Source organism: Streptomyces aurantiogriseus, assembly GCF_014649375.1.
GTDB lineage: Bacteria > Actinomycetota > Actinomycetes > Streptomycetales > Streptomycetaceae > Streptomyces > Streptomyces aurantiogriseus.
In genome coordinates this window covers 273,819-299,347 of the sequence record NZ_BMSX01000014.1, presented here as the reverse complement: position 1 = coordinate 299,347, position 25,529 = coordinate 273,819, and the positions used below count along the sequence as shown (strand labels likewise).

Genomic DNA, 25,529 nt, shown 5'->3' with positions numbered 1-25,529 from the left:
GTGACCTTGCCGGGGTGGACGGTCAGGTCGACGCCGTGCAGGGCGCGGATGTTGCCGTAGGACTTGCCGGTGGCCTTGAGCTCGACGACCGGCTTGCCCTCCTGGGAAGCGGCTTCCTTGGAGACGGTCCCGTCGGGCAGGGTTTCGTTGGTGGTTGTCATGGGGTCGGTCACCTCCGGGTCGCCGCGCGGCTGACCCACAGATTGATGAGCGTGGCGCCGAGGAGCATCACGCCGAGGAAGGCCTTGAACCAGTCGGGGTTCCAGCCGGCGTAGACGATGCCCTGCTGCACCATGCCGAACATGAACGCGCCGAAGACCGGGCCGATCGCCGAGCCGTAGCCGCCGGTCAGCAGACAGCCGCCGATGACGGCCGCGGCGATGTAGATCAGCTCCTGTCCGACGCCCTCACCGGACTGCACGGTGTTGAACGAGAACAGCTGGTGCATCCCGACGAACCAGGCACCGAAGCCGACCAGCATGAACAGCGAGATCTTCGTGAACGTCACCGGGACACCGACGGCCCGCGCGGACTCCTTGTTGCCGCCGACCGCGAAGATCCAGTTGCCGTACTTCGTGCGCAGCAGCACCCACGTCGCGAGCGCGGCGAAGACCAGCCACCACACGACCGTGATCTTCACGTTGACGCCACCGACCTGGAACGTCGAGGCGAAGATCTTCTTGGCCTGGTCGAAGCCGTCCATGTCGCTGATGTCGTCGGTGGCCACGTTGCCGGTGACCAGCTTCGTGACCGCCAGGTTCACGCCTTGGAGGATCAGGAAGGTGCCCAGGGTGACCAGGAAGCTGGGCAGGCCCGTCCTGACCAGCATCCAGCCGTTGAAGAAGCCCACGCCCAGCGACACCAGGAGCGCGACGAACACGCCCGCCCAGACGTTCAGGGTCAGCTGGTAGGTCAGCATGCTCGCGGTGAGCGCCGAGCCGACGACCGCGACGCCGGCGGACAGGTCGAACTCGCCGCCGATCATCAGCAGGGCCACGGGCAGCGCCATGATCCCGATCGTCGACGACTGGTACAGCACGTTGGCCATGGAGCTGCCGTCGCGTACCGGAGGCGCCGCGACGAGGAAGAACACGTACACCGCGGCGGCGCCGAGGAGGACGCCGACCTCGGGCCGGGCGAGCAGCCTGAGCGCCAGGGGGCGCTGTGCGGTCCGGCCGTCGGTTGCCTTCGGGCCGGAGGCCGGCGGTGTGGTCACCGCCGGCTCGGCGTGCTGGGTCATGCTCATCACCGGGTGCCCTTCGCGGCGAACTCGGCGACGGTGTCGGCGTTGTCCTTGGTGATGAAGGCTGGGCCGGTGAGGACGGGCGCGGTGCCGCCTCCGCTGAAGTTGCCGTTGTTCTTGTAGAGCCAGAGGGAGTCGACGGCGAGGTAGCCCTGCAGGTAGGGCTGCTGGTCGACGGCGAACTGGATCGTGCCGTCCTGGACGGCCTTGACCAGCTCCTTGTTCAGGTCGAAGGTCGCGATCTTGGCCTTGGCGCCCGCGTCGGACAGTGACTGCACGGCGGTGAGCGCGATCGGGGCGCCGAGGGTGACGACCTGGTCGATGGAGGAGTCCTGCTTGAGCTTGGCGGTGATCGTCGACTTCACGGACGGCATGTCGGTGCCGTTGACGTAGAGGATGTCGGTCTTGCCGCTGAAGCCCTTCTTGAGGCCGGCGCAGCGGGCCTCCAGGGCGACCTGTCCCTGCTCCTGGATCACGCACAGGGCGTGCTTGGCGCCGAGCTGGTTGAGCCGCTCGCCGAAGGCCTGGCCCGCGATGTTCTCGTCCTGGCCGAAGTACTCGAGCATGCCGAGCTCCTTCCAGTCGTCGACGCCGGAGTTGAAGCCGACGACCGGGATGCCGGCCGCCTTGGCCTTGGCGATCACGTCCTTCATGGCGTCCGGCTTGGCGGCGGTGAGCGCGATGCCGTCGACCTTCTGGTCGATGGCGTTCTGCACGAGGTTGGCCTGGTTGCCGGCGCTGGGGTCGCTGGAGTAGACGAGCTTGATGTTGTCCTTCGCGGCGGCGGCCTCGGCGCCCTTGCGGATCAGGTCCCAGAAGGTGTCGCCGGGGGAGGCGTGGGTCACCATGGCCACGGTCATGCGGGGAGTGGTGGCCTTGCCTGCGGAGGCGGCAGCTCCGCCTTCCTCGGACTTCTTCCCGCCGGAGCTGCTGGAGCATCCGGTGGCGAGCAGTGCGCCGCTGAGAACGACGGCGGCCAGGGTGGCGGCTCGGTGGTGTCTGTGCATGTCCCTTGCACCTCACTGTGCTGGTTCAGGATGGCTTGTGCCGGATGGTCTGGAACGGCTTCGGGGGGTAGGTGGGCCGGTCTGTGCGGCCGGATGTGTGGCGGACGCGGGCTGATGGCGCGGGACGGTCCCGCGAAGGAACCTGAGCCGGAGGGTCCGTGACCGTGACCAAGGGATGTGCCCTGGCCCGCGGGGCCGACGAGGGGAAGTGCGAGCGCCCTGCGCAGTGGTGGATCGCCGTGCTCGATGGTCTTGGTGCGGACCACCTGGTTACCTCACTAGAGCGCGTCATTAGCGCGCTCTAGTGGCTCGTACTATGGATCCGGCCACGGGTGATGTCAATAACCTTGTCAGGACGTACCGACATAGTTCCCAGGTTGTTGCCTGAGCCGCGTCGGTGACCTGTCGCAGCCCGCCGCCCGGCGTCGGACGTGCCGCCTGCTGGGGCAGTCCGGTCCGCTGCGCGCGCGCCCGCCGGCCGCACTGTGGCCGCGGGCGTCGCGCTGATCATGGGCCTGGAGACACGCAGGTCTCGTTCAGGCGACCAGTTCCTTGGTGATGCGGTCGAGCATGAACGCGGAGGACTCCCGGGCCCGTTCCTCCCAGGCGAAGACGCAGGCCGTGGCGACACCGTCGAAGCCCAGTTCGCGCAGCGTGCCGAAGAAGGCGTCCCAGTCGACCTCGCCCTGGCCGATGTCGAGGTGCTGGTGGATGCGGGCGGTGGTGCCGGGCGGGTTGAGGATGTAGCGCAGCCCGGAGGAGCCCTTGTGGTTGAAGGAGTCCGCGATGTGCACGTGCTGGAGCTTGTCGCCGGCGTAGCGCATCATCGCCGCGATGTCCGCCGTCGGATCCGCTCCGGAGAGGTGGAAGGAGTGCGGCGCGCAGTAGAGGTAGTTCACCCAGGGCTTGTTGATCGCGCGGACGAGGTCGACGGCGGGAGTGTTCTCCTCGCAGAAGTCGTCCGGGTGGGCCTCCAGGTTGAGGGCGATGCCCTCCCGCTCGAAGACCGGCAGCAACTCCTCCAGGGAGCGCCAGAACGCGGCCTCGCTCTCGGCGGCGCGCTCGGGGCGGCCGTTGAACTCCGAGTTCATCAGCGGGCATTCGAGATCTGCGGTGATCTCGATCATCCGTTTCCAGTAGCGGACGGCGGCCTGCCGTTCGGTCTCGTCGGGCGAGGACCACTTGTACAACGGCAGTACGGAGGACAGCCGGACGCCGTGTGTGCGCAGGGAGCTCTTCAGCCCGGCGATCCGCTCGTCGTCGGCGCGCGGGTGCAGGAAGAACGGCATGAAGTCGTCGCGGGGGGACAACTCGATGTACTCGTAACCGAGTTCGGCGACCGTGCGCACCATGTCGTCGATCGGCAGGGCACGGAACATGTACGGGTCGAGGGCGATTTTCATGCGGTGCCTCCGTAGAGGGCGGGTCGGGGCTTCATGTCGACGGTGACGACGGTGCCGTCGGAGTCCAGGGAGCGGACGGCGGCGTCGGTGATGACGGTGGCGGCGTAGCCGTCCCAGGCGGACGGGCCGGTGGGCTCGGTGCCGGCCTCGACGGAGGCGACCCACTCGCGGAACTCGGTGTCGAAGGCGTCGGCGAAGCGGCCCTTCCAGTCCTGCAGGACGGCGGTGCCGTGCTGTCCGGCGGTGCGGACGGCGACGGCGGCCGGGTCGGGCAGCCGGACCAGGCCCGCCTCGCCGACGGTCTCGCACTGGATGTCGTAGCCGTACTGGCAGTTGACGAAGACCTCGAGGTCGATGCGGACCCCGTTCGCGGTCTCGAAGTACATCAGCTGCGGGTCCTTGAGGTGGCCGAACCGCTGGCTGGTGGCGCGCGGGGTGATCACCTGGGCGGAGACGATCTCGTCGTCGAGCAGCCAGCGCAGGACGTCGATCTCGTGCACGGCCGTGTCCTGCGCGGCCATGACGGAGGTGTACGACTCCGGGACGGTCGGGTTGCGGTGCGCGCAGTGCACGATCAGCGGGGCGCCGAGGGAGCCGGAGGTGATGACCTCCTTCATCTGGCGGTAGCCGGCGTCGAAACGGCGCATGAAGCCGACCTGGACCAGACGGCGCCCGTGGGCGCGTTCGGCCTCCACGATGCGCAGACAGTCCTCCGCGGTGGTGGCGAGGGGCTTCTCGCAGAACACCGGCTTGCCGGCCGCGATGGCGTTCAGGACGTGCTCGGCATGGGTGGGGCCCCAGGAGGTGACGAGGACGGCGTCCACGTCGGGGGAGGCGATCAGATCGGAGCCGGCCGGGAAGACGGTGGCGCCGACGCGGGCGGCGACCTCGGCGGCGCGGGCCTGGTCGATGTCCGTCACGGCGGTGACCTGCGCCCCCGTGACGACGTCGGTGAGCCGTCGTATGTGGTCCTGGCCGATCATTCCGGCGCCGATGACACCTACACGTACAGTCATGTCTGTTCCTTGAGGAGGGGTGATCAGGAAAAACGGGCGCGGAGTTCGGCCTCGAGGGTTTCGAGGGAGCGCCCCCTGGTTTCGGGGACGTAGCGCTTGACGAAGGCGAGCGAGAGGACGCCCGCCACCACGAAGAGGAAGAAGGTGTTGGAGATCCCGATCCCGGAGACCAGGGAGGGGAAGACCAGACCGATCAGGAAGTTGGTCAGCCACAGCACCACGGCAGCGACCCCCATGCCGAAACCACGCATCCGCATCGGGAAGATCTCCGACAGCATCAGCCAGGTCACCGGCGAGATCGCGCCCTGCTGGAAGGCGAGGAAGGTGACCGTCATGGCGAGCACGGCGTAGGCGCGGCCGTCGCCGGAGGGAAGGGTCAGGGAGAACACGCCGATGAGCAACAGGGCGGCCGTCGTACCGATCTGACCGGTCATCAGCATCGGACGGCGGTTGACACGGCCCAGCAGCCAGATGCCGACGAAGGTGGCGAGCACCGAGATGACGCCGTTGGCGATGTTCGCGGTCAGCGCGCTGTCCGCGGCGAATCCGGCGTCGGTCAGGATCTGGGTGCCGTAGTACATGATCGTGTTGACGCCGGTGATCTGCTGGACGATCGCGATGCCGAAGCCGACCAGCATCAGCTTGCGCACCCACGGGGTGGCCTTCATGTCCCGCCAGCCGCCGAGCTTCTCCCGCTCCTCCTTGACGGCGAGCGCGGTCACCTCCGCCAGCTCGGCCTCCGCCCGCTGCCGGGAGCGGACCTGCTTGAGCACCTCCAGAGCCTCACCGAAGCGGGTCTTCGACGCCAGCCAGCGCGGGCTCTCCGGCATCACCAGCATGCCGAACCAGAGCACCACGGCGGGAAGCGTGGCGAGGACGAGCATCCAGCGCCACACGCCGCCGGACTCGCCGCCGACCCGGGCGATGATCGCGTTGGAGGTGAACGCCAGCAACTGGCCACTGACGATCATCAGTTCGTTACGGGTCACCAGCGCGCCGCGCCGCTCGGCGGGGGAGACCTCCGCGAGGTAAACGGGCACGGTCACCGACGCGCCACCGACCGCGAGGCCGAGCACGAACCGGGCGACGACCATGACGGCGGTGTTGGGCGCGAGCGTGCAGCCCAGCGCGCCGACGAAGAACACCACGGCCAGGACGAGGATCGTACGACGCCGCCCCCGAGCGTCCGACAACCTGCCACCGGTGACCGCGCCCAGGGCCGCGCCCAGCAGCAGCGAGCTGGTGACCATGCCCTCGGTGAACGGGGTCAGACCGAGATCGTCGGTCATGTAGGGCAGGGCGCCGTTGATGACGCCGGTGTCATAGCCGAAGAGGAGTCCGCCGAAGGTGGCGATGACGGTGATGAGCCGGAGCCGCCGGGAGACCGCCGGCGGTGCGTCGTCCGTCACCGTGCGGGCGGCTGTCGTGTCGTCCCTGACTGCCATGGGCGCCTCCTATCGGCCGAGGGTCGGGCGTCGGGTACCCGTCAGCCCCCAGCCGGCCAGGTGCTCACGGGTGCTGACCGCGATGGGGAGTGGTACCTCGGGTGCGCAGGGGTACAGGTCCTGCTCGACGATCACGAACAACTCGGCGTCCAAGCCGGAGAGTTCGGCCACCACGTCGGCCGGGTTCGGCACACCCGCGGGCGGGGACACGCACACCCCGCGCTTGACGGCCTCGCCGAAGGAGAGGTCCTCGGCGGCGACCTGGGCCAGGATCTCCGGGTCCATCTGCTTGATGTGGACATAGCCCACGCGCTCGCCGAAGCGGCGGATCAGGTCGAGGTTGTCGCCGCCGCCGTAGGCCACGTGCCCGGTGTCCAGGCACAGGTTCGTGTAGCGGGCGTCCGACTCGTTCAGCAGCCGCTCGATCTCCGGCTGGGTCTGGATGTGGCTGTCGGCGTGCGGGTGGATCACGAGCCGTACGTCGTACTCGTCGAGGAGCAGCTTGCCGAGCCGGTCGGCGGCCCGGCCGAAGCCCGCCCACTGCTCGGCGGTCAGCTCGGGTGACTCGGTGAACGCGCCGGTCTTCTCGTCCCGGTACATCGGCGGGATCAGGACCAGATGATGGGCGCCCGCGGCAGCGGTCAGCGTGGCGACCTGCCGGACGTGCGCGAGCATCTCGTCCCAGGCCTCCGGCCGGTGCAGCGCGCCGAAGGCGGTGCCCCCGGAGACCTGGAGGCCGCGGGCGTCCAGCTCCTCCTTCAGCTTCTGCGGGTCGGTGGGGAGGTAGCCGTACGGCCCGAGCTCCAGCCACTTGTAGCCGGCCGCGGTCAGCTCGTCGAGGAAGCGGGTGTACGACACCTGGTGCTCGTCCTCGGCGAACCAGACACCCCAGGAGTCGGGGGCGGAACCCAGGCACAGGTTGCCTACGGTCGTGCGGAGGGAGGATGGCGCCGTTGCCATGGTGTGTCCTTCGGGGAGAGGGGTCAGATTGGACGTCAGTTGGAGGTGGGGAAGTTGAAGCCGGCGTGGTGCTGGTGGGTGGGCTGGGGCCAGCGGGTGGTGACGACCTTGGGCCGGGTGTAGAAGCGGATGCCCTCGGGGCCGTGGATGGGGTTGTCGCCGATGAGGGAGTCCTTCCAGCCGCCGAAGGAGTAGTAGGACATCGGGACGGGCACGGGAACGTTGATGCCGATCATGCCGACCTTGACGTTGCGCTGGAATCGGCGGGCGGCTTCGCCGGAGGCGGTGAACAGGGCGGTTCCGTTGCCGTAGGGGTTGGCGTTGATCAGCTCGATCGCCTCGTCGAGGGACTCGGCGCGGACGATCGCGAGGACCGGGCCGAACAGCTCCTCCTTGTAGGCGTCCATCTCGGCCGTGACGTGGTCGAGGAGGGAGGGGCCGGTGAAGAAGCCGTCCTCGTGACCGTCGACCTTGAGACCGCGGCCGTCGACGACGACGGTGGCGCCCTGGGTGGCGGCGGTGCCGACGGCGTTTTCGACGCGTTCCTGGGCGGCCTTGGTGACCAGGGGGCCCATGTCGGTGCCGGGGGCGTCACCGGGGCCGACCTTGACTTCGCGGGCCTTGCGTTCCAGGACCTCGACCAGCCCGTCGGCGGCATCACCGACGGCGACGGCGACGGAGACGGCCATGCAGCGTTCGCCTGCGGAGCCGTAGGCGCCGGCGGTGATGTGGTTGGCGGCGAATTCGAGGTCGGCGTCGGGCAGGACGACGGCGTGGTTCTTGGCGCCCCCGAGTGCCTGGACCCGCTTGCCGTGGGTGGTGGCCTGTTCGTGGACGTACTTGGCGATGGGGGTGGAGCCGACGAAGGAGACGGCCTCGATGCCGGGGTGGGTGAGGATCGCGTCCACGGCGTCCTTGCCGCCGTGGACGACGTTGAAGACGCCGTCGGGCAGGCCGGCGCGCTTGTACAGCTCGGCGACGAAGTTGGCGGCGGAGGGGTCGCGCTCGGACGGCTTGAGGATGAAGGTGTTGCCGGTGGCGATGGCGATCGGGTGCATCCACAGGGGCACCATGGCGGGGAAGTTGAACGGCGTGATGCCCGCGACGACGCCGAGGGGCTGGCGGAAGTTGTGCACGTCCACGCCGCGGGAGACCTGGTCGGAGAAGGATCCCTTGAGGACGTCGCCGAGGCCGCAGGCGAACTCGACGACTTCGCGACCACGGGTGATTTCGCCGCGGGCGTCGTCGACGGTCTTGCCGTGTTCGGCGGAGATGATCCGGCCCAGTTCCTCTTCGTGTTCGACGAGGAGCTGGCGGAAGGCGAACATCACCTGGGTGCGCTGGGTGAGGGAGGACTCCGACCAGGTCTCGAAGGCCTTCGAGGCGGCTGCGCCGGCGGTGGCCACGTCGGCGGAACCGCCGAGTACGACCCGGGCCTGTTCCTGGCCGGTGGCCGGGTTGAACACGGGCGCGCTCTCCGAGCCGTCTCCGGCAGCGGGGGAGCCGTTGATCCAGTGCTGGATGGTCTTCACGGTACGGGTTTCCTTTGCGGGGACGGGACTTACAGGTAGTGCCGCTGAGCGCGCTTGTGGGTGGCGTAGGTGTCGTATGCGGTGCGGGTGGTGTCGAGTGCGGAGGTCTGGCTGACGGGGACGTCCCACCAGCCGTGGCCGGGCGGGTTGGGGCCGTAGAGGTCGGTCTCGACGTGGACGACGGTGGTGCGGGAGGCGGCTTTGGCCTTCTCCATCGCCGTGCGGAACTCCTCGACGGAGGCAGCGTGCAGGACGTCCGCGCCCAGGGAGGAGGCGTTCGCGGCGAGGTCGACGGGCAGGACGTCGCCGTCCAGCTGGCCCGAATCCTCATCGCGGTAGCGGTACTTGGTACCGAACCTTTGCGAGCCCAGCGACTCCGACAGGGCGCCGATGGAGGCGAAGCCGTGGTTCTGGACCAGGACGATGATGACCTTGAGTCCTTCGGAGACCATGGTGACGATCTCCTGGGCCATCATCAGATACGAGCCGTCGCCGACCAGGACGACGACATCGCGGGTGGGGTCGGCCATCTTGGCGCCGACGCCGGCGGCGACCTCGTAGCCCATGCAGGAGTAGGCGTACTCGACGTGGTAGGCCTTCGGATCCCGCGCCCGCCACAGCTGCTGCAGGTCACCGGGCATGGAACCGGCCGCGTTGATGACGACGGCGCGGTCGTCGAGGACGTCGTTGAGCGCGCCCAGGATCTGCGTCTGGGCGGGCAGGGCGCCGGTGTTGCGGTCGGGAGCGAAGCACTCCTCCTCGATCTCCCTTGTGCGGGCGATCAGCTCGCGGGTACGAGCCCGGTACTCCGGCTCGACCTCCCAGTCCTTCAGTGCGCCTGCGAGGGCCTGGATGCCGAGCCGGGCGTCGGCCACCAGCGGCTCCGCGGAGTGCTTGACGGCGTCCAGACGGGCCACGTTGAGGTTGACGAAGGTGACGTCCGGGTTGCCGAACACGGTGTGGCTGGCGGTTGTGAAGTCGCTGTAGCGGGTGCCGATGCCCAGGACGACGTCCGCTTCCTTCGCCAGCTCGTTCGCCGCGTGGGAGCCGGTCGATCCGATGCCGCCGACCGCGCAGGGGTGGTCCCAGGGCACCGCGCCCTTGCCGGCGTGGGTGTCGGCGACCGGGATACCGGTGCCTTCGGCGAAGGCACGCAGGGCGGTCTCGGCACCGGAGTACACCGCACCGCCGCCCGCCACGATCAGCGGCCTGCGGGCGTTGCGCAGCAGGCGTGCGGCCCGCTCGACGGCGCTGGGTTCCGGGACCGGGCGGCCCACGTGCCACACCCGGCGGCGGAAGAACGCGACCGGCCAGTCGTAGGCCTCGGCCTGCACGTCCTGTGGCAGGGCGAGGGTGACGGCGCCGGTCTCGACCGGGTCGGTCAGCACCCGCATCGCCGCCAGCGCCGCCGGGATGAGCTGCTCGGGACGCGAGATGCGGTCGAAGTACTTCGATACGGCGCGGAAGGCGTCGTTGACGGTGACGTCGCCGCCGCGGGTGTCCTCCAGCTGCTGCAGCACCGGGTCGGCGACGCGGGTGGCGAACATGTCGGACGGCAGCAGCAGCACCGGCAGCCGGTTGGTGGTGGCCAGCGCCGCCCCCGTGATCATGTTGGTCGAGCCGGGGCCGGTCGACGCCGTGCAGGCGAAGGTGGCCAGCCGGTCACGCATCTTGGCGTAGGCGACCGAGGCGTGCACCATGCCCTGCTCGTTACGGGCCAGGTAATACGGGAGATCGGCCTCTTGAGTCACCGCCGCCTGGAGAAGGGCCTGCCCGATGCCGGCCACGTTGCCGTGCCCGAAGATGCCCCACACACCGGGGATCAGCCGCTGCTCCTGCCCGTCACGCTCGCTGTACTGGCTGGCCAGGAAGCGCACCAGGGCCTGCGCGGTGGTCAGTCGTACGGTGTTCATCGGTTCTCTCCGAAGGGAAGCCGGTCGTCGATGTCCTGGGACGTCCAGGTGTCGCGGACCCAGCCGTGGGCGGGGTCGTCGCAGATCAGCCAGGCGCGGTCCTGGCCGGGGCCGGCCATGACGTTGAGGTAGTACAGGTCGTAGCCGGGCGCGGCGATCGAAGGGCCGTGCCAGCCGTGCGGGATCAGCACGGTGTCACCGGAGCGGACCTCGGCGAGCACATCGATCGGTCGCTCGGGAGTGCCATACACGCGCTGGTAGCCGAAGCCGCCCTCGCCCGCGACCTGGAAGTAGTAGATCTCCTCCAGCTCCGACTCCACCCCGGGGCGGGCCTCGTCGTGCTTGTGCGGCGGGTACGACGACCAGTTGCCGCCCGGGGTGAGCACCTCGCACACCAGCAGCTGCTCGGCCTCGAACGTGCCCGGCAGGCAGTAGTTGTTGACCTGCCGCGAACACGCACCCGCACCGCGCAGCTCCACGGGTACGTCCTCCTTGCGCCCGTACCGAGCGGGCAGACCGCCCCGCTCGGTACGGGCGGAGGGCAGCGCGAACAGACCTCCCTGCGCGCTGCTGATCTGGGCCTCCGACTCGCGGGGGAGGTACGCGAAGTCGGTGACCGAGGCAAACACACCCGTCCGGCCTTCGAGTTCGAAGGTCTTGCCGTCCGTGGTGACGGTGCAGGAGCCCGTCAGCGGCAGGACCAGGAACTCGCAGTCCCCGGTGGGCAAGGTGTGCGTCTCGCCCGGCCTCAGGGTCAGGATCCTGAGGCCGGAGTATCCCCAGCCCGCCGACTCGGGCGTGACCAGGAGGTCGTACGGCCCGTCGGCCGAAGTCCCCTTGGGCAGGTGGTACTTGTTGCTCACAGCAGGCTCACCGCCTTGTCCACCGCACCGGCGACATCACCGTTGGAGGGGTAGAGCAGCGAGCGGCCCACGACCAGCCCCTGCGCGGTGGGCTGCTTGAGCGCCTTGCCCCAGGACGCGAAAGCCGCGTCGGCATCCTTGACCTCGCCACCCAGCAGCAGAGCCGGGAGCGTCGAGGAGGCCAGCACCCGCTCCATGTCCTCCACGACCGGCAGCTTCAGCCAGGTGTAGGCAGTGCGGCGGCCCAGGCCCGAAGCGATCGTGATCGACTTGACCACGGCGTCGGTGGAGAGGTCGTTGCGGATCCTGCCGTCCTGCCATACCGAGATGAACGGCTCGACCATGGCGATGAGCTGACGGTCATTCAGCTCGTCGACCGCTCGAGCGGTGTTCTTCAGAACGGAGGGGGTCGCCGGGTCGTCCAGCGCGATACGGGTGAGCATCTTGCCGCCGTCGAAGCCCATCGCGGCGATCGTCTCGGCGTCATAGCCGGTGAACCGGTCGTCGATCTCGAACACCGACCCCGCCAGCCCCGCCCGGTTCATGGAACCGAAGACGCTCTTGCCGTCCAAGACGCCGAGCAGGAGCAGGTCCTCGAGGATGTCGGCGGTGGCCAGCACCCCGGTGACGCCCGGCCGTTCGAGTGCGATGCACAGGCGGTCCAGCAGTCGGGCGCGGTCGGCCATGGCGTTGGGGTCGCCGCCGACGCCGTTGGCGCCGCGGGCGGGATGGTCAGCAGCAATGATCATCGCCTTGCCGTGCTCGCCGATCAGCGAGGTGGCCTTGATGCGGCGTGCGGCGGCGGCCGCGATCGCGCCAGGATCGCCCACCCGGGCGGACACGATCCGGCTCACATTGTCGGACAGCACGTCGTCACGCCTTTCGGTCGGTGGAGGCGAGGGCGGCCTCGCGGAGCTTGGTGTCGACCTCGGCCTCGGTGGGCATCGCGTCGGAGCAGGACAGGCGGCCCGCGACGATGGCGCCGGCGGCATTGGCGAAGGCCACCGTGCGACGGGTGTCCCACCCGGACAGCAACCCGTGACACAGCGCACCACCGAAGGCGTCACCGGCGCCAAGACCGTTGACGACGTCCACCGCAACCGGCGCGATCTCAACCGCCGAGCCGTCCCGGTCCATCGCCAGCACACCCTTGGGGCCCTGCTTCACCACCGCCAGCTCGACCCCGGCGTCGATCAGCGCCTTCGCGGCCGCGTACGGCTCACGCTCACCGGTGGCCACCTCGCACTCGTCGAGATTGCCCACCGCGACCGTCGTATGCCGCAGCGCCTCGGCGTAGTACGCCCGCGCCCGGCCCGGGTCGGTCCAGAACATCGGCCGCCAGTCGAGGTCGAAGACGGTCGTTCCCGCCTTCGCCCGGTGCGCGAGGGCGGCGAGGGTGGCCGAACGGCTCGGCTCCTCACTCAGCCCCGTCCCGGTGATCCAGAAGATCCGCGCGTCGTGCACGGCCGCGAGGTCGAGCTCCTCGGGGCTGATGTCCAGGTCGGGAGCCTTCGGCAGCCGGTAGAAGTACAACGGGAAATCGTCCGGCGGGAAGATCTCGCAGAACGTCACCGGCGTCGGCGCGATGCCCGACGTCCCGACGAAACGGCTGTCGACCCCGTACCCCTCCAGAGCCGACCGCACGAAGTCCCCGAACGGATCCCGGCCCGTCTTGGTGATCACAGCCGACGAGCGGCCGTAGCGGGCGGCGGCCACGGCCACGTTCGTCGGACTGCCACCCAGGTACTTGCCGAACGACGTGACCTCGGCCAGCCCCACGCCGGTCTGGAGCGGATACACATCCACCCCGACACGGCCCATGGTCAACACTTCGAACGGCATCGCTGGTTTCCCTTCGCTCCGGAGACACCGGGGAGTTCTCGGGGGAGTTTTCTGCTGTCGCGCTCTACTAGCGCGCTCTAGGCAAGTACGATGAGCCCTGTCCAAATGTCATGTCAATAGCTTGTTGCCGGGAGATTTCGCGACTGGCCCTAAGGTGGGGCGCGTCGAAAGGTGGGTTCACAGGTGGATGCGTCGGCCAAGCAGCGGCCCACGATGGCGGATGTCGCCGCGAAGGCGGGCGTGTCCAGGGCGCTCGTATCGATCATTTTCCGCGGCAAGCCGGGGGCCAGCCAGGAGACCCGCGAACGCGTCCTGCGTGTCGCCGACGAGATCGGCTACCACCCCGACAACGCGGCCCGGCTGCTCGCGCGGGGGCGCAGTCGCACGCTCGGCGTGATGTTCACCGTCCACCAGACCTTCCACTCCGACCTCATCGCGGGCATCTACCCCGAGGCCGAACGGCTCGGCTACGACGTCCTGCTGTCCGCGGCCACGCACAGCCGCGAGGAGGCCAAGGCGATCGAGGCGCTCCTCGGCCACCGGTGCGAGGCGGTGATCCTGCTCGGCCCCGACGCGGAGGCTGCTTATCTCGACGAGCTCGGGCGCCGCACGGTCACCGTGTCGGTGAGTCGCCGAGTGCCCCACGCCCACGTCGACTTCGTGCACTCGGCCGAGGCCAAGGGGGTGCGACAGGCCATGGACCACCTGGTCGAGCTGGGGCACCGTCGGATCGTGCACATCGACGGCGGCCGTGGCCCGGGGTCGGCCGAGCGGCGGCGTGCCTACCGGGCCGCGATGCGCCGCCACGGGCTGGAGTCCGAGGTGCGGGTCATTCCCGGTGACCACACGGAGCTGTCGGGTATCGAGACGGGCGAATCGCTGCTGGCGGAGCGCGACCGCGGCAAGCCCCTGCCGACCGCGGTCCTCGCGGGCAACGACCGGTGTGCGTGGGGGCTGTTGATGTCACTGACGCGGGCGGGGGTCGACATCCCCGGTGATGTGTCGGTCGTAGGGTACGACGACAGTCATCTGTCGCACCTCATGCCGCTCGGTCTGACCACGGTGCGCCAGGACGCGGTCCTCATGGCGGAGCATGCGGTGCGCTTCGCCGTGGAGCGGCTGGAGGGCGAGGACGTGGAACCGCGCGAGGCCGTGCTGGACCCGAAGCTGGTGGTCAGGGGGACCAGCGGGCCGGCTCCCGAGCCCCAGGTCTGAGCCGTAGCTCAGGTCTGAGCCGCTGTGGTGGCCCAGGTCTGAGGCGCGTGGTAGCCAGGTCTGAGGCGCGTGGTAGCCAGGTCTGAGGCGCGTGGTCTCTGCCTGACGAGATGTACGTCCACGGCCGGTGGGCCGAGTTCCGCGCCTGGGCCACGCATGTGTGGCCAGGCACGCAGAAGGCGCCTGCTCTCTGATGAGGGCTGGGCGATCCGGCGAATCCTGCAGCCGCTCACGTCCTGGTAATCGTCTGCCGTCGTGCCGTCATCTGCCGTCGTGCCGTCATCTGCCATCGTGCCGTCGTCTGCTTGAGCAATACCCCCGGGGGTACTCGTGTGCCGTGTTAGGGTCTGCTGTATACCCCGGGGGGTAATTCTTCGCTGGAAGGGAGTGCCCGCGTGTTCTTCGTCGACACCATCGAGGTGGCTGGGCTCGGCAACCGGAGCTATCTGGCGGGCGGTGAGCGGACGGCCGTGGCGGTCGACCCGCTGCGTGACGTGGACCGGATGATCGAGGCAGCGGTCCGAAGGGGCGTGCGGATATCGCACGTCGTCGAGACGCACGTCCACAACGACTACGTCAGCGGCGGTCTGGAGCTGGCCCGCCTCACCGGCGCCGCCTACCTCGTGCCTGCCGGGGCCCATGTGTCCTTCGAGCGGACACCGGTGCATGACGGGGACAGGACGGCTGTCGACGCGGCAGCCGGCCTCGTCCTGCGTTCCCTGGCGACGCCAGGTCACACCCCGCACCACACCGCGTATGTGCTGGAGCAGAACGGCACGTCGGTCGCGGTGTTCACCGGCGGCTCGCTGCTCATCGGCACAGTGGGCCGCCCGGACCTCGTCGAACCGCGCCTGACCGAGGAACTCGCCCGCGCGCAGCACGCCTCCGCGCACCGGTTGGCCGCCGAACTCCCGGACGGCACAGCGGTGCTGCCCACGCATGGCTTCGGCAGCTTCTGCTCCTCCAGTCAGGCCGGGGGCAGCGGCACCACCATCGGCAGGGAGAAGGCGGCGAACGAGGCACTCACCCGGGACGTGGACACCTTCGTCGCCGATCTGCTGGCCGGTCTGGACGACATCCCCGCCTATTACGCGCACATGGGGCCGGTCAACGCCGCCGGTCCCGCGCCGGTCGACCTCACCCCACCCGCGGTGGCCGACGCCGAGGAGATCGCCGCCCGGCTGGCCGCGGGGGAGTGGGTGGTCGATCTGCGCAACCGCGTGGCCTTCGCCGGCGGGCATGTCTCCGGCTCGTTCAACTTCGAGGCCGACGGGCAACTCGCCACGTATCTGGCCTGGTTGATCCCGTGGGGCAAACCCGTGACGCTGCTCGCCGAGTCCGCCGGGCAACTGGCCGCCGCCCAGCGGGAACTGGTCCGGGTCGGCATCGACCGCCCGGCCGCCGCGGCCACCGGAGATCCATCGGCCTGGGTGCGCGAGGGCGAGACGCCGGCTGCCTTCCCACGGGCGACGTTCGCCGACCTCGCGGCGCGGCACCCCGGCGAGGGGGTCGTCGTCCTGGATGTCCGGCGGGAGTCCGAACGAGCCGGGGGCTTCGTCGACGGCTCGGTCCACATCCCGGTTCACACCCTGCACCGGCGGCTCGGTGAGATCCCCGAGGGCGAGGTGTGGGTGCACTGTGCGGGCGGCATGCGCGCCGCCATCGCGGCCTCCCTGCTGGACGCGGCGGGCCGTGACGTCGTCGCGGTGGACGACGCTTTCGACGCCGCCGGGAAGGCCGGACTCACCGTCCGGACCGTGTGACCACGCATCGGTACGCCGGACCGGGCGTCCGAAGGGAGAGAGGAGCGCCGATGAACCTGTTCCACCGTGGTCCCGGCCGGGTCACCGTACGGGAGGCGGCCGAGCAGACCGGCCAGGACCGGGCTGGCGGGCCGCAGGGCAGCGGACGTCGCGCCGGTGACGAGGCGATGCTGCTGGATGTCCGTGAACCGTACGAGTGGCAGGCGGGCCATGCCCCGCGGGCGATCCACGTCCCGTTGTCCGCCCTGGAGGCGGGAGCACCGCTGCCTGCCGAGGCGCGGGGCCGTCCGCTGATCGTCATCTGCCGCTCCGGCAACCGCTCCCGGCAGGCCGCCGAGTTGCTGGTCGGCCGGGGCGTCGCGGCCGTGGACGTCATCGGCGGCATGGAGGAATGGCTGCGGGCCGGTCTGCCGGTGGTGGACCAGCAGGGCCGGGACGGCACGATCGCGTGAGCGCGCTGATACTCGCCCTGGCCTCCGGAGCGGTCATCGGCCTGGCCCTGGGGGCGCTCGGGGGCGGCGGCAGTGTCCTCGCGGTGCCCGCCCTGATCTATCTGCTCGGCTTCACCCCGGCCGCCGCCGGCACCGCGAGCCTGGTCATCGTGGTGGTCACGTCGGCCACCGCGCTGTCCGGACACGCGCGCGAGGGACAGGTCCGCTGGCGTACGGGACTGCTGTTCGCGGCGGCGGGCATCGGTCCGGCGATGCTGGGCGGCGCAGTCGCCGGGCGGCTGCCGGAGTCCGTGCTGACCGGCGCCTTCGCCGTGGTGGCGGGCGTCGCCGCGGTGCGCATGCTGCGTTCGCGCCGGCCGTCGGAGGCAACCGGGCGCGTGCGGACCGGCGGGGCGGCGGCGGCCGGTGCCGGGCTCGGCGCGGTCACCGGTGTCCTTGGTGTCGGCGGCGGTTTCCTCGCCGTGCCGACGCTGGTGGGCGTGCTGGACCTGCGGATGCGGGCGGCGGTGGGTACCAGTCTGCTGGTCATCACCGTCAACTCACTGGCCGCGCTCGCGCTGCGCACCGGCACCCTCGAGGGCCTCGACTGGGCGGTCATCGCTCCATTCGCCGGTGCGGCGGCCCTCGGCGCGTGGGACGGCAGACGCCTGGCTGCGAAGGTCTCCGGGCAGGTGCTGCAGCGTGTCTTCGCGCTGGTGCTCCTGGCGGTGGCCACGTGCATGCTGATGGGTGCGCTGGTGTGATGCGCGTCGATCCCCCGGGGCCCCGCGTGCGGGGCCCGTGCCTCAGGCCAGCGACAGGAAGAGCTTCTCCAGACGGGCACGCATCTGCTGGGCGTCCTCGCCGTTCTTCCGGCCGGACTCGATGTCGGTCAGGCACTGCTGCATACCAGTGGCGATGATCGCGAAACCTGCCCGGTCGAGTGCGCGCGAGGCGGCGGCGAGCTGCGTCACGACCTCCTCGCAGTCGCGGCCCTCCTCGATCATCCGGATGACCCCGGAGATCTGCCCCTGCGCGCGGCGCAGCCGGTTCAGCACCGCCTTCAGATCCGCGCCCCCGAGCTCCAGTTCCAAGATCACTCCTCGATCGATACCCCTCGGGGTACTGTACGTCCCGGTCGGGGACGTCGTCGACCACCAAGGATCCTCACTCATGACTGCTCCCCTCACCCCCGTCACCCTCGGCATCGACCGGGCCCGTACCCGGCTGCACGAGCTCACCGTCATCGACGTGCGCACACCCGGCGAATACGCCTCGGGCCACCTGCCCGGCGCTCTCAACATCCCCCTCGACCAACTCCGGCGCGCGCTGCCGGAGCTGCGCGACGCCGCCGAGCGCCGCGACATCCTCGTCGTCTGCGCCTCAGGCGCCCGCTCCGAGAAAGCCTGCGAGCTCCTGGCCGGGCAGGGCGTTCCCGCGGCCACACTCGCAGGCGGCACCGGCGCCTGGGCCACGGCAGGCCACGACCTGCACCGGCCCCCGGCCCGCGACACCCGCGCGACCTGGAGCATGGAGCGCCAGGTGCGCTTCACCGCCGGTGCGCTGGTGGTGATCGGCCTGGCTCTCGGCCTGCTCGTCCATCCCGGCTTCCAGATCCTCTCGGCGGGGATCGCCGGCGGCCTCGTCTTCTCCGCCCTCACGAACACCTGCGGCATGGCCGCCCTGCTCGGCAAACTGCCGCACAACCGCCCCCGTGAGGCAGACCTGGACGCCGCGCTGGCCGCCCTGCGCAGCCGCTGACCAGTCCTTGCCCCACGGCCCGCCCTCGCCGCCACCTCGCAGGCCACCGGCGCGGAGAAGGCGGACGCCTCCTGCTACCACCACCAGCGCGTGGACCGTCCCGGCGCGGGACTCGTGGTCACCGGGCGCGCCGCCGACGGCACCGTGGAGGGACTCGAACTCCCCGGCACCTCGGGGTGGTTCACGGCCGTCCCGTGGCACCCCGAGGACACCGCCCACGAGGATCCCGCCCAGCAGGGCCTCTTCGACGCCCTGGCACGAGCGGCCCGCGACGGGGACCGACCCCACCATGACCGTGTTCGGGGTGCCGCCTCAGGGACGGATCCCGTCGCAGGCGATCGGCAGATGCCGCGGTCCGCGCAGTACGGCGTTCTGCCGGTACGGGGGTGGGTCCTCCAGCAGGCGTGGGTTCTCCAGTCTGCGGGCCAGTTCCGCCAGGGCGAGTTGGGCTTCGAGCCGGGCCAGCGGCGCGCCGAAGCAGCTGTGGATGCCGCTGCCCAGGCCGAGGTGCTGGATGTCGCGGCGGTCCGGGTCGAAACGGTCCGGGTTCTCGAAGCGCTGGGGGTCGCGGTTGCCGGACGCCAGAACGAGCCACAGGGAGGCGCCCTTCGGGATGGTGACGCCGTGGATCTCGATGTCGGCGAGCGGGGTGCGCTGCGGCACCAGCTGCACCGGCGGTTCGAACCGCAGCAGTTCCTCGACGACGGGCACGGCGAGCCGTGGATCGGCGCGCAGCCGCTGCAGGACGTCGGGGTTGCGCAGCAGCGTCAGCATGCCGTTGGTGACGAGGTTGACGGTGGTCTCGTGCCCCGCGATCAGCAGCAGCGCCGCGGTGCTGAGCAGTTCCATCGTGGTCATCGCGCCGTCCGGGCCCTTGGCCGTCGCCAGCTCGGAGAGCATGTCGTCGCCCGGCTTCTTGCGGCGCTCCTCGATCAGGCCGGCCAGGTACATGCCCAGCTGCATACGGGCCTCGTGCGACTCCTTGCCCCGCTCGGTGGGATCCGCGTCCGGATCGGGGTCCAGGCTCGCGGCGATGGTGTCCGCCCAGGTGTGAAAACGGGCCTCGTCCTCGCGGGGCACGCCGAGCAGCCGGCAGATCACCGTCACCGGGAAGGGGTACGAGAACTCCTCCACCAGGTCGATCCGGCCCGGGTCACCGATGCCGTCGATGAGGCCGGCGACGATGTCGCGGAGCTCGCCGCGCATCCCGTCGACCCGGTGGGGGGAGTGCGGCGGGCCGAAAGGCCGGTTCGTCATGCGTCGCAACCGGTCGTGCTCCGGCGGGTCGAGCCGCAGGAAGCTCGGCGGCAGGGCGCTCCCCTCCTGGGCCGACTCGGCCAGCGGGTCGCGGGCGGTCGAGGCCAGGTTGCGGGCGTCGGAGCTGATGCGGGGGTCGTGCAGGAGGCTGCGGATCTCGTAGTAGGTGCCGACGACGTACGGCCCGTCCTCCTCGTGGTGGACCGGCGTCTTCCGCAGCTCTTCGTAGATCGGGTACGGGTCGGCGCGGTTGGCGTAGTCCAGGATCTGGTGCAGCAGGGATTGCGTCATGGCGGGTCCTCGAGGCCGTGCGGGTCAGTGCGCGGGCGTGAACGTCATCCGGCGGTCGGCCGGCGAATATCCGCTGAGGGTCACGGTCGGGCCGTGGGTGGGGACCGACGGGTCGGGGAAGTCCGCGTCCACCGGCCGCCGGCCCTCCGGGCGCCGGTCGACCGTGGGGAACGGCGGAGGGAACGGCACGGTGGTCTCGATCAGCTCCTGGTAGAAGGGCAGCCACCGGGCGTGGTCGAAGGCGACCGCGCCGATGACGCGCCCCTGGTACCCGTAGACGCCGACGAACCGGCGATCCGCGAGTGAGCCCTGCGAGACGACGATCTCCGTCCCCAGCGTCGGCACACCGACCGACTTGATGTTCACGCCGAACTGCGAGGACCAGAAGGCCGGCATCCACAGGTGGGGGAGGCGGTCGGAGCTCGCGCTGAGCATGTTGTGCGCCGCGGTCTCGGCCTGGGAGACGGCGTTCCCCCAGTGCTCCAGGGACAGGAACTGGTAGCCGAACAAGGCGTGCGGGGAGCGGGCGACATCGCCGGCGACATAGATGTCGTCGGTCACGATGCCGCGGATGTCGAAGGCGCGGCAGCCGGCGTCGCAGGCGATGCCGCGGGGCCCGGCCCCGAGTCCGGACCCGGCGAGCCACTCGGTGTTGCGGGTGGCGCCGAGCGAGACGATCACCACGTCTGTCTCGACACTGGAGCCGTCGGACAGATGCGCGGCACGCACCCGTCCCGTGGCGTCGCCCTCCAGAGCGGTCACCATGACCCCGCACCGCAGGTCCACACCGTGCTCGCGCTGGAGCTCGGCGGCGACCGCGCCGACCACCCCGCCGAGTGCGCCGACCAGGGGCGCCGCGGCGCGCTCGGCGACGGTGACGGCAAGGCCGCGTTCGCGGCAGGCGGAGGCGATCTCCGAGCCGGTGAACCCGGCGCCGATGACGAGGACCCGCTTGGGGCGCTCGGCGAGCCGCCGCGCGAGCGCGGCGCCGTCGTCGCGGGTCCGCAGGACGAAGACGCCGTCGAGCTCCGCCTCCGCCGCGTGCGGCCAGGGCCGCGCCCGCACGCCGGTGGCGATCAGCAGCCGGTCGTACGGAACCTCGTCGCCGTCGGCCAGCCGCACCCGTCCGGCGGCCATGTCCAGGCCGGTGGCCGGGACCCCGAGCCGCCACGTCGCGTCGAGGGCACGGCGCCTGGGCAGCGCGGTGCGGTCGGCTCCGGCCATGCCCAGCAGCACCTGCTTGGACAGTGGGGGCCGGTCGTACGGCTCGTAGGGCTCGTCGCCGATCATGGTCAGGGATCCGGCGAAGCCCTTCTCGCGCAGGGTCTCCGCAGCCCGCAGGCCCGCCAGCGAGGCGCCGACGATGACGACACGGCCCTCGCGCCTCAACTGTTCCAGGGATGCGTCACCGTTCACCGGACACCGCCTCGGCCGGCGGGTCCACCGCGTCGACGAGGATGGCCTGGACGGGGCAGGCCGCGGCGGCCTGTGCCAGTTTCTCGCGCTGCGCCTCGTCGGCCTCCGGGGTGTACAGCAGCCCCTCTTCGCCGTGCATGGCGAAGACGTCGGGGGCGAGGAACGCGCACTGCGCGTATCCCTGACAGCGGTTCAGGTCGACGACAAGCCTCACCAAGGGATCGGTCCTCTCCTATGGCCCGTGGCCCCCTGCGACCATCCTCCGCGGCCGGAGTGGATGCGGCGACGAGGAGGAGACCGTTGGAGTGAGCGCTGTCGCCGGATCAGGCCGGGGCGGCCGGGGCGGCGGGCCGTGCGTCGGAGGGACGCCGGCCCCGCAGGATGTGCAGGCTGACGATCAGCGCCCAGGCCGGGAAGACCAGCTCGGACCAGGGCACGTCCGCTCCCACCACCAGCAGCGTCAGTCCCGCGAGGTAGCCGAGGACGATGAGCGGACGAGGCAGGGCGCCGAGCCGGCGGCCGATGGCCGAGGTCGTGAAGATGAACACCGCCGCCATGCGCATCGCGTACGTGGTCAGCAGGGCGTAGGCGAAGTGGCGGCCGAACGGCGACTGCTGCTGACTCTCGTCCAGCACGGTCGCTGCCGCCGCGGCACTGGCGAACAGCGTGGCGACGAAGACCAGCCCGCTGCCCAGGAACACGGTGGACACGAACCGGTCCTCGCCCGCACCGGACTGCTCGCGCAGGGCTCCCATGAACCACAGGAAGGCGATCCCGGCGAACGGGATCAGCGCCAGCGCCGTCTGCACGGCGCTCCGCTGCCCGGCATCGACGGCGATGTCGTCACCGCCGACCCCCTCGGGCAGGGCGATGCGCACCAGGACGATCGCCGCGGCCAGCAGGATCGCGAAGACGACCCCGGCGATCCCGGCGGCCCGGGGTGTCCCGAGGCGCTCGTGCTTCTGCCCCATGGCCCCTCGCTTTCTGTCCGCACTTCTTTCCTACAGACAGCAGCAATCCGGGACCTCGCGCCACCGGGGGCCGCCTTCATGCGGACGTCGTCAGCCGAACTCCTCGACGTACTCCTCCGGCGGTCCCAGCTCGGGGCGCTCCCGCAACTCCAGGGTTGCGCCGAGCCGTTCCAGCTCGAGGACCGTCACGGTGTTCTCGCCGACACGCAGCAGCGGCGCCGGGCAGTAGAGCGTGACCTGCGGGCCGATCTCCCAGTAGCGGCCGAGCAGGAAGCCGTTGACCCAGACGAGGCCACGGCTCGATCCGGGCAGTGCGAGGAAGGTGTCCGCGGGGGCGTCGACCTCGAACGTCGCGACGGCGAACCCGGCGGGCGTGGTCGCGGGACCGGCCGCGACCGCGCCCGCCAGCTCCGTGGAGGACCACTCCTGCAGCGCGACCGGCGTGCTGTCCCAGCCCTGCACGATGCGCCGGTCGACGAGGACGGGGCCGAGCAGGCCCTTGTGCCGGCCGATGCCCGGCCCGTAGTTCACCCGGCCGAGGTTCTCGACCAGGACCTCCAGCCGTACGACGTCGCCCGTCCCGTGCACGGGGAGTTCCGGGGAGTCGGGATCGGCGATGCCCAGCAGGCTGCCGTCGACGAGGACCAGTGCCCGGTCGCGTACGTCGGTGAGCACGAGACGGTGCTCGCCTGCCGGGATGCGGGGGTGCGCGGTGTGCAGGACCATGCCCGCGTCCAGCCCGAGATCCTCGAACGAGGCGGGGCGCGGGGCGGTCGAGGCCGGGGCGGGTACGGCGCGGAGGCCGGCGAGCAGGTCGGCGCGGTGGACGAGCGGGAGGCGTGCCGGAGGGAGCGTCGGCATCCGTGCGGGCGACCGGAGGGGGCCACGCGCGCCGAGCGCCTCACGTACGGCGAAGAACTTGGCGGTGAGGCTGCCGTCCTCCGCGATCGGCGCGTCGGAGTCGTAGCTTGTCACGACGGGCTCGAGCCGGCCCTCGTGGTCGTTGGCACCCGCCCACAGCCCGAAGTTGGTGCCGCCGTGTGCCATGTAGATGCTCACGCTGCCGCCGTCGGCGATGATGCCGCGGAGAGTGCCCACCGCGCTGTCCACGCCGCGGACGTGGTGCCGCTTGCCCCAGTGGTCGAACCAGCCGTTCCAGAACTCGGCGACCACGAACGGTTCGTCCGGTCGCCGCGTGGTGAGGAGCTGCCGGGCGGCGTCGGGCCTGGAGCCCAGGGTGACGGCCGTCAGGGTCCCGGGCAGGGTGCCGCCGTCCAGCATGAGCTCGGTGGGTCCGTCGGCGGTGAACAGCAGCTCGCGGATGCCCCGCGTGGTCAGGGCCTGGCGATTCCAGCGCAGGTAGGCCTGGTCGTCGCCGAAACTGCCGAACTCGTTCTCCACCTGCACCGCCACGACCGGCCCGCCCTCGGACGCCTGGAGCGCGGCGACGCGCGGGACCAGTTCGTCGAACCAGCGGCCGACGGCGGAGGTGAACGCCGGATCCGAGCTGCGGACCGCGACGTCCCGGCCGGTGAGCCAGCTCGGCAGGCCGCCGTTGGACCACTCCGCGCAGATGTACGGGCCGGGCCGGACGATGACGTCGAGGCCCTCCTCGCCCACCGTGCGGATGAACCGTTCGACGTCGCGCCAGCCGTCGAAGCGTGGCTCCTCGCCCTCGTGGGGCTGGTGGAAGTTCCAGGCGACATACGTGTCGACCGTGTTGAGCCCGAGGTCGGCGAGCCGGCGGACACGGTCACGCCAGAGGTCGGGGTGGACGCGGAAGTAGTGCAGTGCCCCGGACAGGATGCGATGGGGGAGGCCGTGCCGGTACAGGCGGCCCCCGTGCCAGGTGAGCGCGCCGGCGGCGATGCCGGCCGCCGCGTCGGTCGTGGTGTGGGCCGCAGAGATGTGTGTCGTGCTCGGCTCAGTCACGGGACGAGCCTATGTTATCGATGCTATGGCTAACAAGAACGCTAGGATCTGAGAGAAGACGGGGTATGAGGGACGACGCCGCGGGCCGACCGCGGAAGGGGAGCACCATGACCGAGGGCACCGCGAGGACGAGGCAGCCGAGTATGGCCGACGTGGCGCGGACCGCCGGGGTGTCGGCGCAGACCGTCTCGCGTGCGCTGCGCGGCTCGCCCAACGTCAACCCCGAGACCAAGAGGCGCGTGCTGGTGGCCGTGGAACAGGTCGGCTACCGGTTCAACAGCGCCGCCAGGGCGCTCTCCTCCGGGCGCAGCCACACCATCGGGCTCGTGCTGCTGGCGTCCGGCGGGTACTACTCGCGCTCGGCGGTGACCGCCGGTGTCGAGGCGGCCGCCGGTGAGGCCGGGTACGCGGTGAACATCGCGACCATCGCCGCGCTCGACACCGGCCTGATGGAGCGAGCCCTGTCCAAGCTCGCCGACCAGGGAGTCGACGGCTTCGTCATCGCCGTGCCGCTCATCTCCGTGACGCCGAAGATGGAGGACATCACCCGCGACATCCCGACCGTCACCCTCGACGGCTCACGGACGGCGGGCGCCCGGGTGCTCGGGATCGACCAGCAGGAGGCGGGCCGTGTCGCCACGCAGCACCTGCTCGACCTGGGGCACCGCCAGGTCTGGCACCTGTCCGGGCCGGACGAGTGGATCGAGGCGCGCCGGCGGCGACAGGGCTGGCAGGAGTGCCTGGCGGCGGCCGGCGTCGAGGCCCCGCCGCTCCTCGAGGGCGACTGGTCGCCCGACTCGGGATACCGGCAGGGGCAGATCATCGCGATGATCCCGGAGGTGACCGCGGTCTTCGTCGCCAGCGACGAGATGGCCTTCGGTGTGATCCGCGCCCTGCAGGAGCGCGGCCGGTCGGTGCCCGACGACGTGTCCATCGTGAGCGTCGACGACATCGCCCTGGCGGCCTACTGCTCCCCGCCGCTGACGACGGTCCGGCAGGACTTCTACCGCTACGGCGCGGCGGCCGTCGCCCTGCTGCTGCAGGGCGACGATGCCGACGTCGACGAATCCGTCGCCGCCGCGTCCCTGTCGGTACGCGCCTCCACCGCCCCGCCGCGCTCCCGCTGAGCACAGCGCCGGCGCGGAGCGGAGCGCCGGCCGTCCGTCGAAATGCCTCTCGTGGGCCCCTTGCGCCCTCATGCGGATCGGTGCCACCGTAAGGCTGCATGTTATCGGTGCCACCGTAACAACTCCGGATCGCCATGTGGT

23 protein-coding genes and 2 pseudogenes are annotated in these 25,529 nt (G+C 70.7%); 7 read left to right on the top strand and 18 right to left on the bottom strand.

Translation table 11 applies throughout. The features are described 5' to 3' along the window. The 12 genes and pseudogenes from IE263_RS28480 to iolC form a co-directional block, all read right to left on the bottom strand. Positions 1 to 161 (bottom strand): annotated as a pseudogene (locus IE263_RS28480) (sugar ABC transporter ATP-binding protein); the annotation flags it as partial. Between the two features lie 8 nt (positions 162 to 169). Further along, positions 170 to 1,246, bottom strand: coding sequence for an ABC transporter permease (locus IE263_RS28475; protein ID WP_189940669.1), 1,077 nt, complete (start codon positions 1,244 to 1,246; stop codon positions 170 to 172). Continuing rightward, positions 1,246 to 2,250 carry a sugar ABC transporter substrate-binding protein gene (locus IE263_RS28470; RefSeq protein ID WP_189940668.1) on the bottom strand — a complete coding sequence of 335 codons (1,005 nt, stop codon included), beginning with the start codon at positions 2,248 to 2,250 and terminating at the stop codon, positions 1,246 to 1,248. The genes IE263_RS28475 and IE263_RS28470 overlap by 1 nt, the downstream gene beginning before the upstream one ends. Positions 2,251 to 2,786: 536 nt before the next feature. Beyond that, positions 2,787 to 3,653 (bottom strand): sugar phosphate isomerase/epimerase family protein, encoded by an 867-nt coding sequence (locus tag IE263_RS28465; protein ID WP_189940667.1) that lies wholly within the window; start codon positions 3,651 to 3,653, stop codon positions 2,787 to 2,789. Next, positions 3,650 to 4,669, bottom strand: a complete 1,020-nt coding sequence (locus IE263_RS28460; protein WP_189940666.1) for a Gfo/Idh/MocA family oxidoreductase — start codon at positions 4,667 to 4,669, stop codon at positions 3,650 to 3,652. Before IE263_RS28460 ends, IE263_RS28465 begins: the two co-directional genes overlap by 4 nt. A gap of 23 nt (positions 4,670 to 4,692) precedes the next feature. Further along, entirely contained in the window at positions 4,693 to 6,114 is a 1,422-nt protein-coding gene (locus IE263_RS28455; RefSeq protein WP_189940665.1) for a sugar porter family MFS transporter, read from the bottom strand. Positions 6,115 to 6,123: 9 nt separating this feature from the next. Continuing rightward, the gene (locus IE263_RS28450; RefSeq protein ID WP_189940664.1) at positions 6,124 to 7,074 is read right to left on the bottom strand and encodes a TIM barrel protein; all 951 of its coding nucleotides are present in this window, start codon (positions 7,072 to 7,074) and stop codon (positions 6,124 to 6,126) included. Between the two features lie 35 nt (positions 7,075 to 7,109). Beyond that, on the bottom strand, positions 7,110 to 8,606 hold the full coding sequence (locus IE263_RS28445; protein WP_189940663.1) for a CoA-acylating methylmalonate-semialdehyde dehydrogenase: 1,497 nt from the start codon (positions 8,604 to 8,606) through the stop codon (positions 7,110 to 7,112). A gap of 29 nt (positions 8,607 to 8,635) precedes the next feature. Further along, on the bottom strand, positions 8,636 to 10,519 hold the full coding sequence (iolD, locus tag IE263_RS28440; protein ID WP_189940662.1) for a 3D-(3,5/4)-trihydroxycyclohexane-1,2-dione acylhydrolase (decyclizing): 1,884 nt from the start codon (positions 10,517 to 10,519) through the stop codon (positions 8,636 to 8,638). After that, positions 10,516 to 11,382: a 5-deoxy-glucuronate isomerase gene (gene iolB, locus IE263_RS28435; protein WP_189940661.1), complete on the bottom strand. Its 867-nt coding sequence runs from the start codon at positions 11,380 to 11,382 to the stop codon at positions 10,516 to 10,518. Before iolB ends, iolD begins: the two co-directional genes overlap by 4 nt. Continuing rightward, entirely contained in the window at positions 11,379 to 12,251 is an 873-nt protein-coding gene (locus tag IE263_RS28430; RefSeq protein ID WP_189940660.1) for a Cgl0159 family (beta/alpha)8-fold protein, read from the bottom strand. The genes iolB and IE263_RS28430 overlap by 4 nt, the downstream gene beginning before the upstream one ends. A 4-nt stretch (positions 12,252 to 12,255) precedes the next feature. Further along, positions 12,256 to 13,224 (bottom strand): 5-dehydro-2-deoxygluconokinase, encoded by a 969-nt coding sequence (gene iolC / locus IE263_RS28425; RefSeq protein ID WP_189940659.1) that lies wholly within the window; start codon positions 13,222 to 13,224, stop codon positions 12,256 to 12,258. A gap of 213 nt (positions 13,225 to 13,437) precedes the next feature. Between iolC and IE263_RS28420 the strand changes: the two genes are divergently transcribed. The 4 genes from IE263_RS28420 (at position 13,438) to IE263_RS28405 (ending at position 17,397) form a co-directional block, all read left to right on the top strand. After that, complete coding sequence (locus tag IE263_RS28420) at positions 13,438 to 14,439, top strand: LacI family DNA-binding transcriptional regulator (protein ID WP_189940682.1); 1,002 nt, start codon at positions 13,438 to 13,440, stop codon at positions 14,437 to 14,439. Positions 14,440 to 14,834: 395 nt separating this feature from the next. Next, complete coding sequence (locus tag IE263_RS28415) at positions 14,835 to 16,202, top strand: MBL fold metallo-hydrolase (RefSeq protein WP_189940658.1); 1,368 nt, start codon at positions 14,835 to 14,837, stop codon at positions 16,200 to 16,202. Between the two features lie 50 nt (positions 16,203 to 16,252). Continuing rightward, positions 16,253 to 16,654: a rhodanese-like domain-containing protein gene (locus IE263_RS28410; RefSeq protein WP_189940657.1), complete on the top strand. Its 402-nt coding sequence runs from the start codon at positions 16,253 to 16,255 to the stop codon at positions 16,652 to 16,654. After that, positions 16,651 to 17,397 carry a sulfite exporter TauE/SafE family protein gene (locus IE263_RS28405; RefSeq protein ID WP_189940656.1) on the top strand — a complete coding sequence of 249 codons (747 nt, stop codon included), beginning with the start codon at positions 16,651 to 16,653 and terminating at the stop codon, positions 17,395 to 17,397. The genes IE263_RS28410 and IE263_RS28405 overlap by 4 nt, the downstream gene beginning before the upstream one ends. A gap of 42 nt (positions 17,398 to 17,439) precedes the next feature. Here IE263_RS28405 and IE263_RS28400 read toward each other — a convergent pair whose 3' ends face one another. After that, a complete protein-coding gene (locus tag IE263_RS28400; RefSeq protein ID WP_189940655.1) occupies positions 17,440 to 17,727 on the bottom strand; it encodes a metal-sensitive transcriptional regulator in 288 nt (95 codons plus the stop codon). 79 nt (positions 17,728 to 17,806) lie between these two features. Here IE263_RS28400 and IE263_RS28395 point away from each other — a divergent pair, with 79 nt between their 5' ends. Together IE263_RS28395 and IE263_RS28390 are read left to right on the top strand one after the other, a co-directional pair. Beyond that, complete coding sequence (locus IE263_RS28395) at positions 17,807 to 18,394, top strand: rhodanese-like domain-containing protein (RefSeq protein ID WP_189940654.1); 588 nt, start codon at positions 17,807 to 17,809, stop codon at positions 18,392 to 18,394. Positions 18,395 to 18,433: 39 nt separating this feature from the next. Next, a pseudogene (locus IE263_RS28390) lies at positions 18,434 to 18,664 on the top strand (gamma-glutamyl-gamma-aminobutyrate hydrolase family protein); the annotation flags it as partial. A gap of 42 nt (positions 18,665 to 18,706) precedes the next feature. On the opposite strand, the gene IE263_RS28385 reads toward IE263_RS28390, so the two are convergent. The 5 genes from IE263_RS28385 to IE263_RS28365 all read right to left on the bottom strand — a co-directional run bounded on the left by IE263_RS28385 (position 18,707) and on the right by IE263_RS28365 (position 24,261). Then, positions 18,707 to 19,942, bottom strand: coding sequence for a cytochrome P450 (locus tag IE263_RS28385; RefSeq protein WP_189940653.1), 1,236 nt, complete (start codon positions 19,940 to 19,942; stop codon positions 18,707 to 18,709). 24 nt (positions 19,943 to 19,966) lie between these two features. Then, the gene (locus tag IE263_RS28380; RefSeq protein WP_189940652.1) at positions 19,967 to 21,358 is read right to left on the bottom strand and encodes an NAD(P)/FAD-dependent oxidoreductase; all 1,392 of its coding nucleotides are present in this window, start codon (positions 21,356 to 21,358) and stop codon (positions 19,967 to 19,969) included. Next, positions 21,348 to 21,572: a ferredoxin gene (locus IE263_RS28375; protein WP_189940681.1), complete on the bottom strand. Its 225-nt coding sequence runs from the start codon at positions 21,570 to 21,572 to the stop codon at positions 21,348 to 21,350. Before IE263_RS28375 ends, IE263_RS28380 begins: the two co-directional genes overlap by 11 nt. 109 nt (positions 21,573 to 21,681) lie before the next feature. Then, positions 21,682 to 22,329: a hypothetical protein gene (locus IE263_RS28370; protein ID WP_189940651.1), complete on the bottom strand. Its 648-nt coding sequence runs from the start codon at positions 22,327 to 22,329 to the stop codon at positions 21,682 to 21,684. A 90-nt stretch (positions 22,330 to 22,419) separates the two neighbouring features. Beyond that, positions 22,420 to 24,261 carry a glycoside hydrolase family 35 protein gene (locus IE263_RS28365; protein WP_189940650.1) on the bottom strand — a complete coding sequence of 614 codons (1,842 nt, stop codon included), beginning with the start codon at positions 24,259 to 24,261 and terminating at the stop codon, positions 22,420 to 22,422. Between the two features lie 107 nt (positions 24,262 to 24,368). On the opposite strand from IE263_RS28365, the gene IE263_RS28360 reads away from it, so the two are divergent. After that, the gene (locus IE263_RS28360; RefSeq protein WP_189940649.1) at positions 24,369 to 25,388 is read left to right on the top strand and encodes a LacI family DNA-binding transcriptional regulator; all 1,020 of its coding nucleotides are present in this window, start codon (positions 24,369 to 24,371) and stop codon (positions 25,386 to 25,388) included. The last annotated feature ends 141 nt before the right edge of the window (positions 25,389 to 25,529 follow it).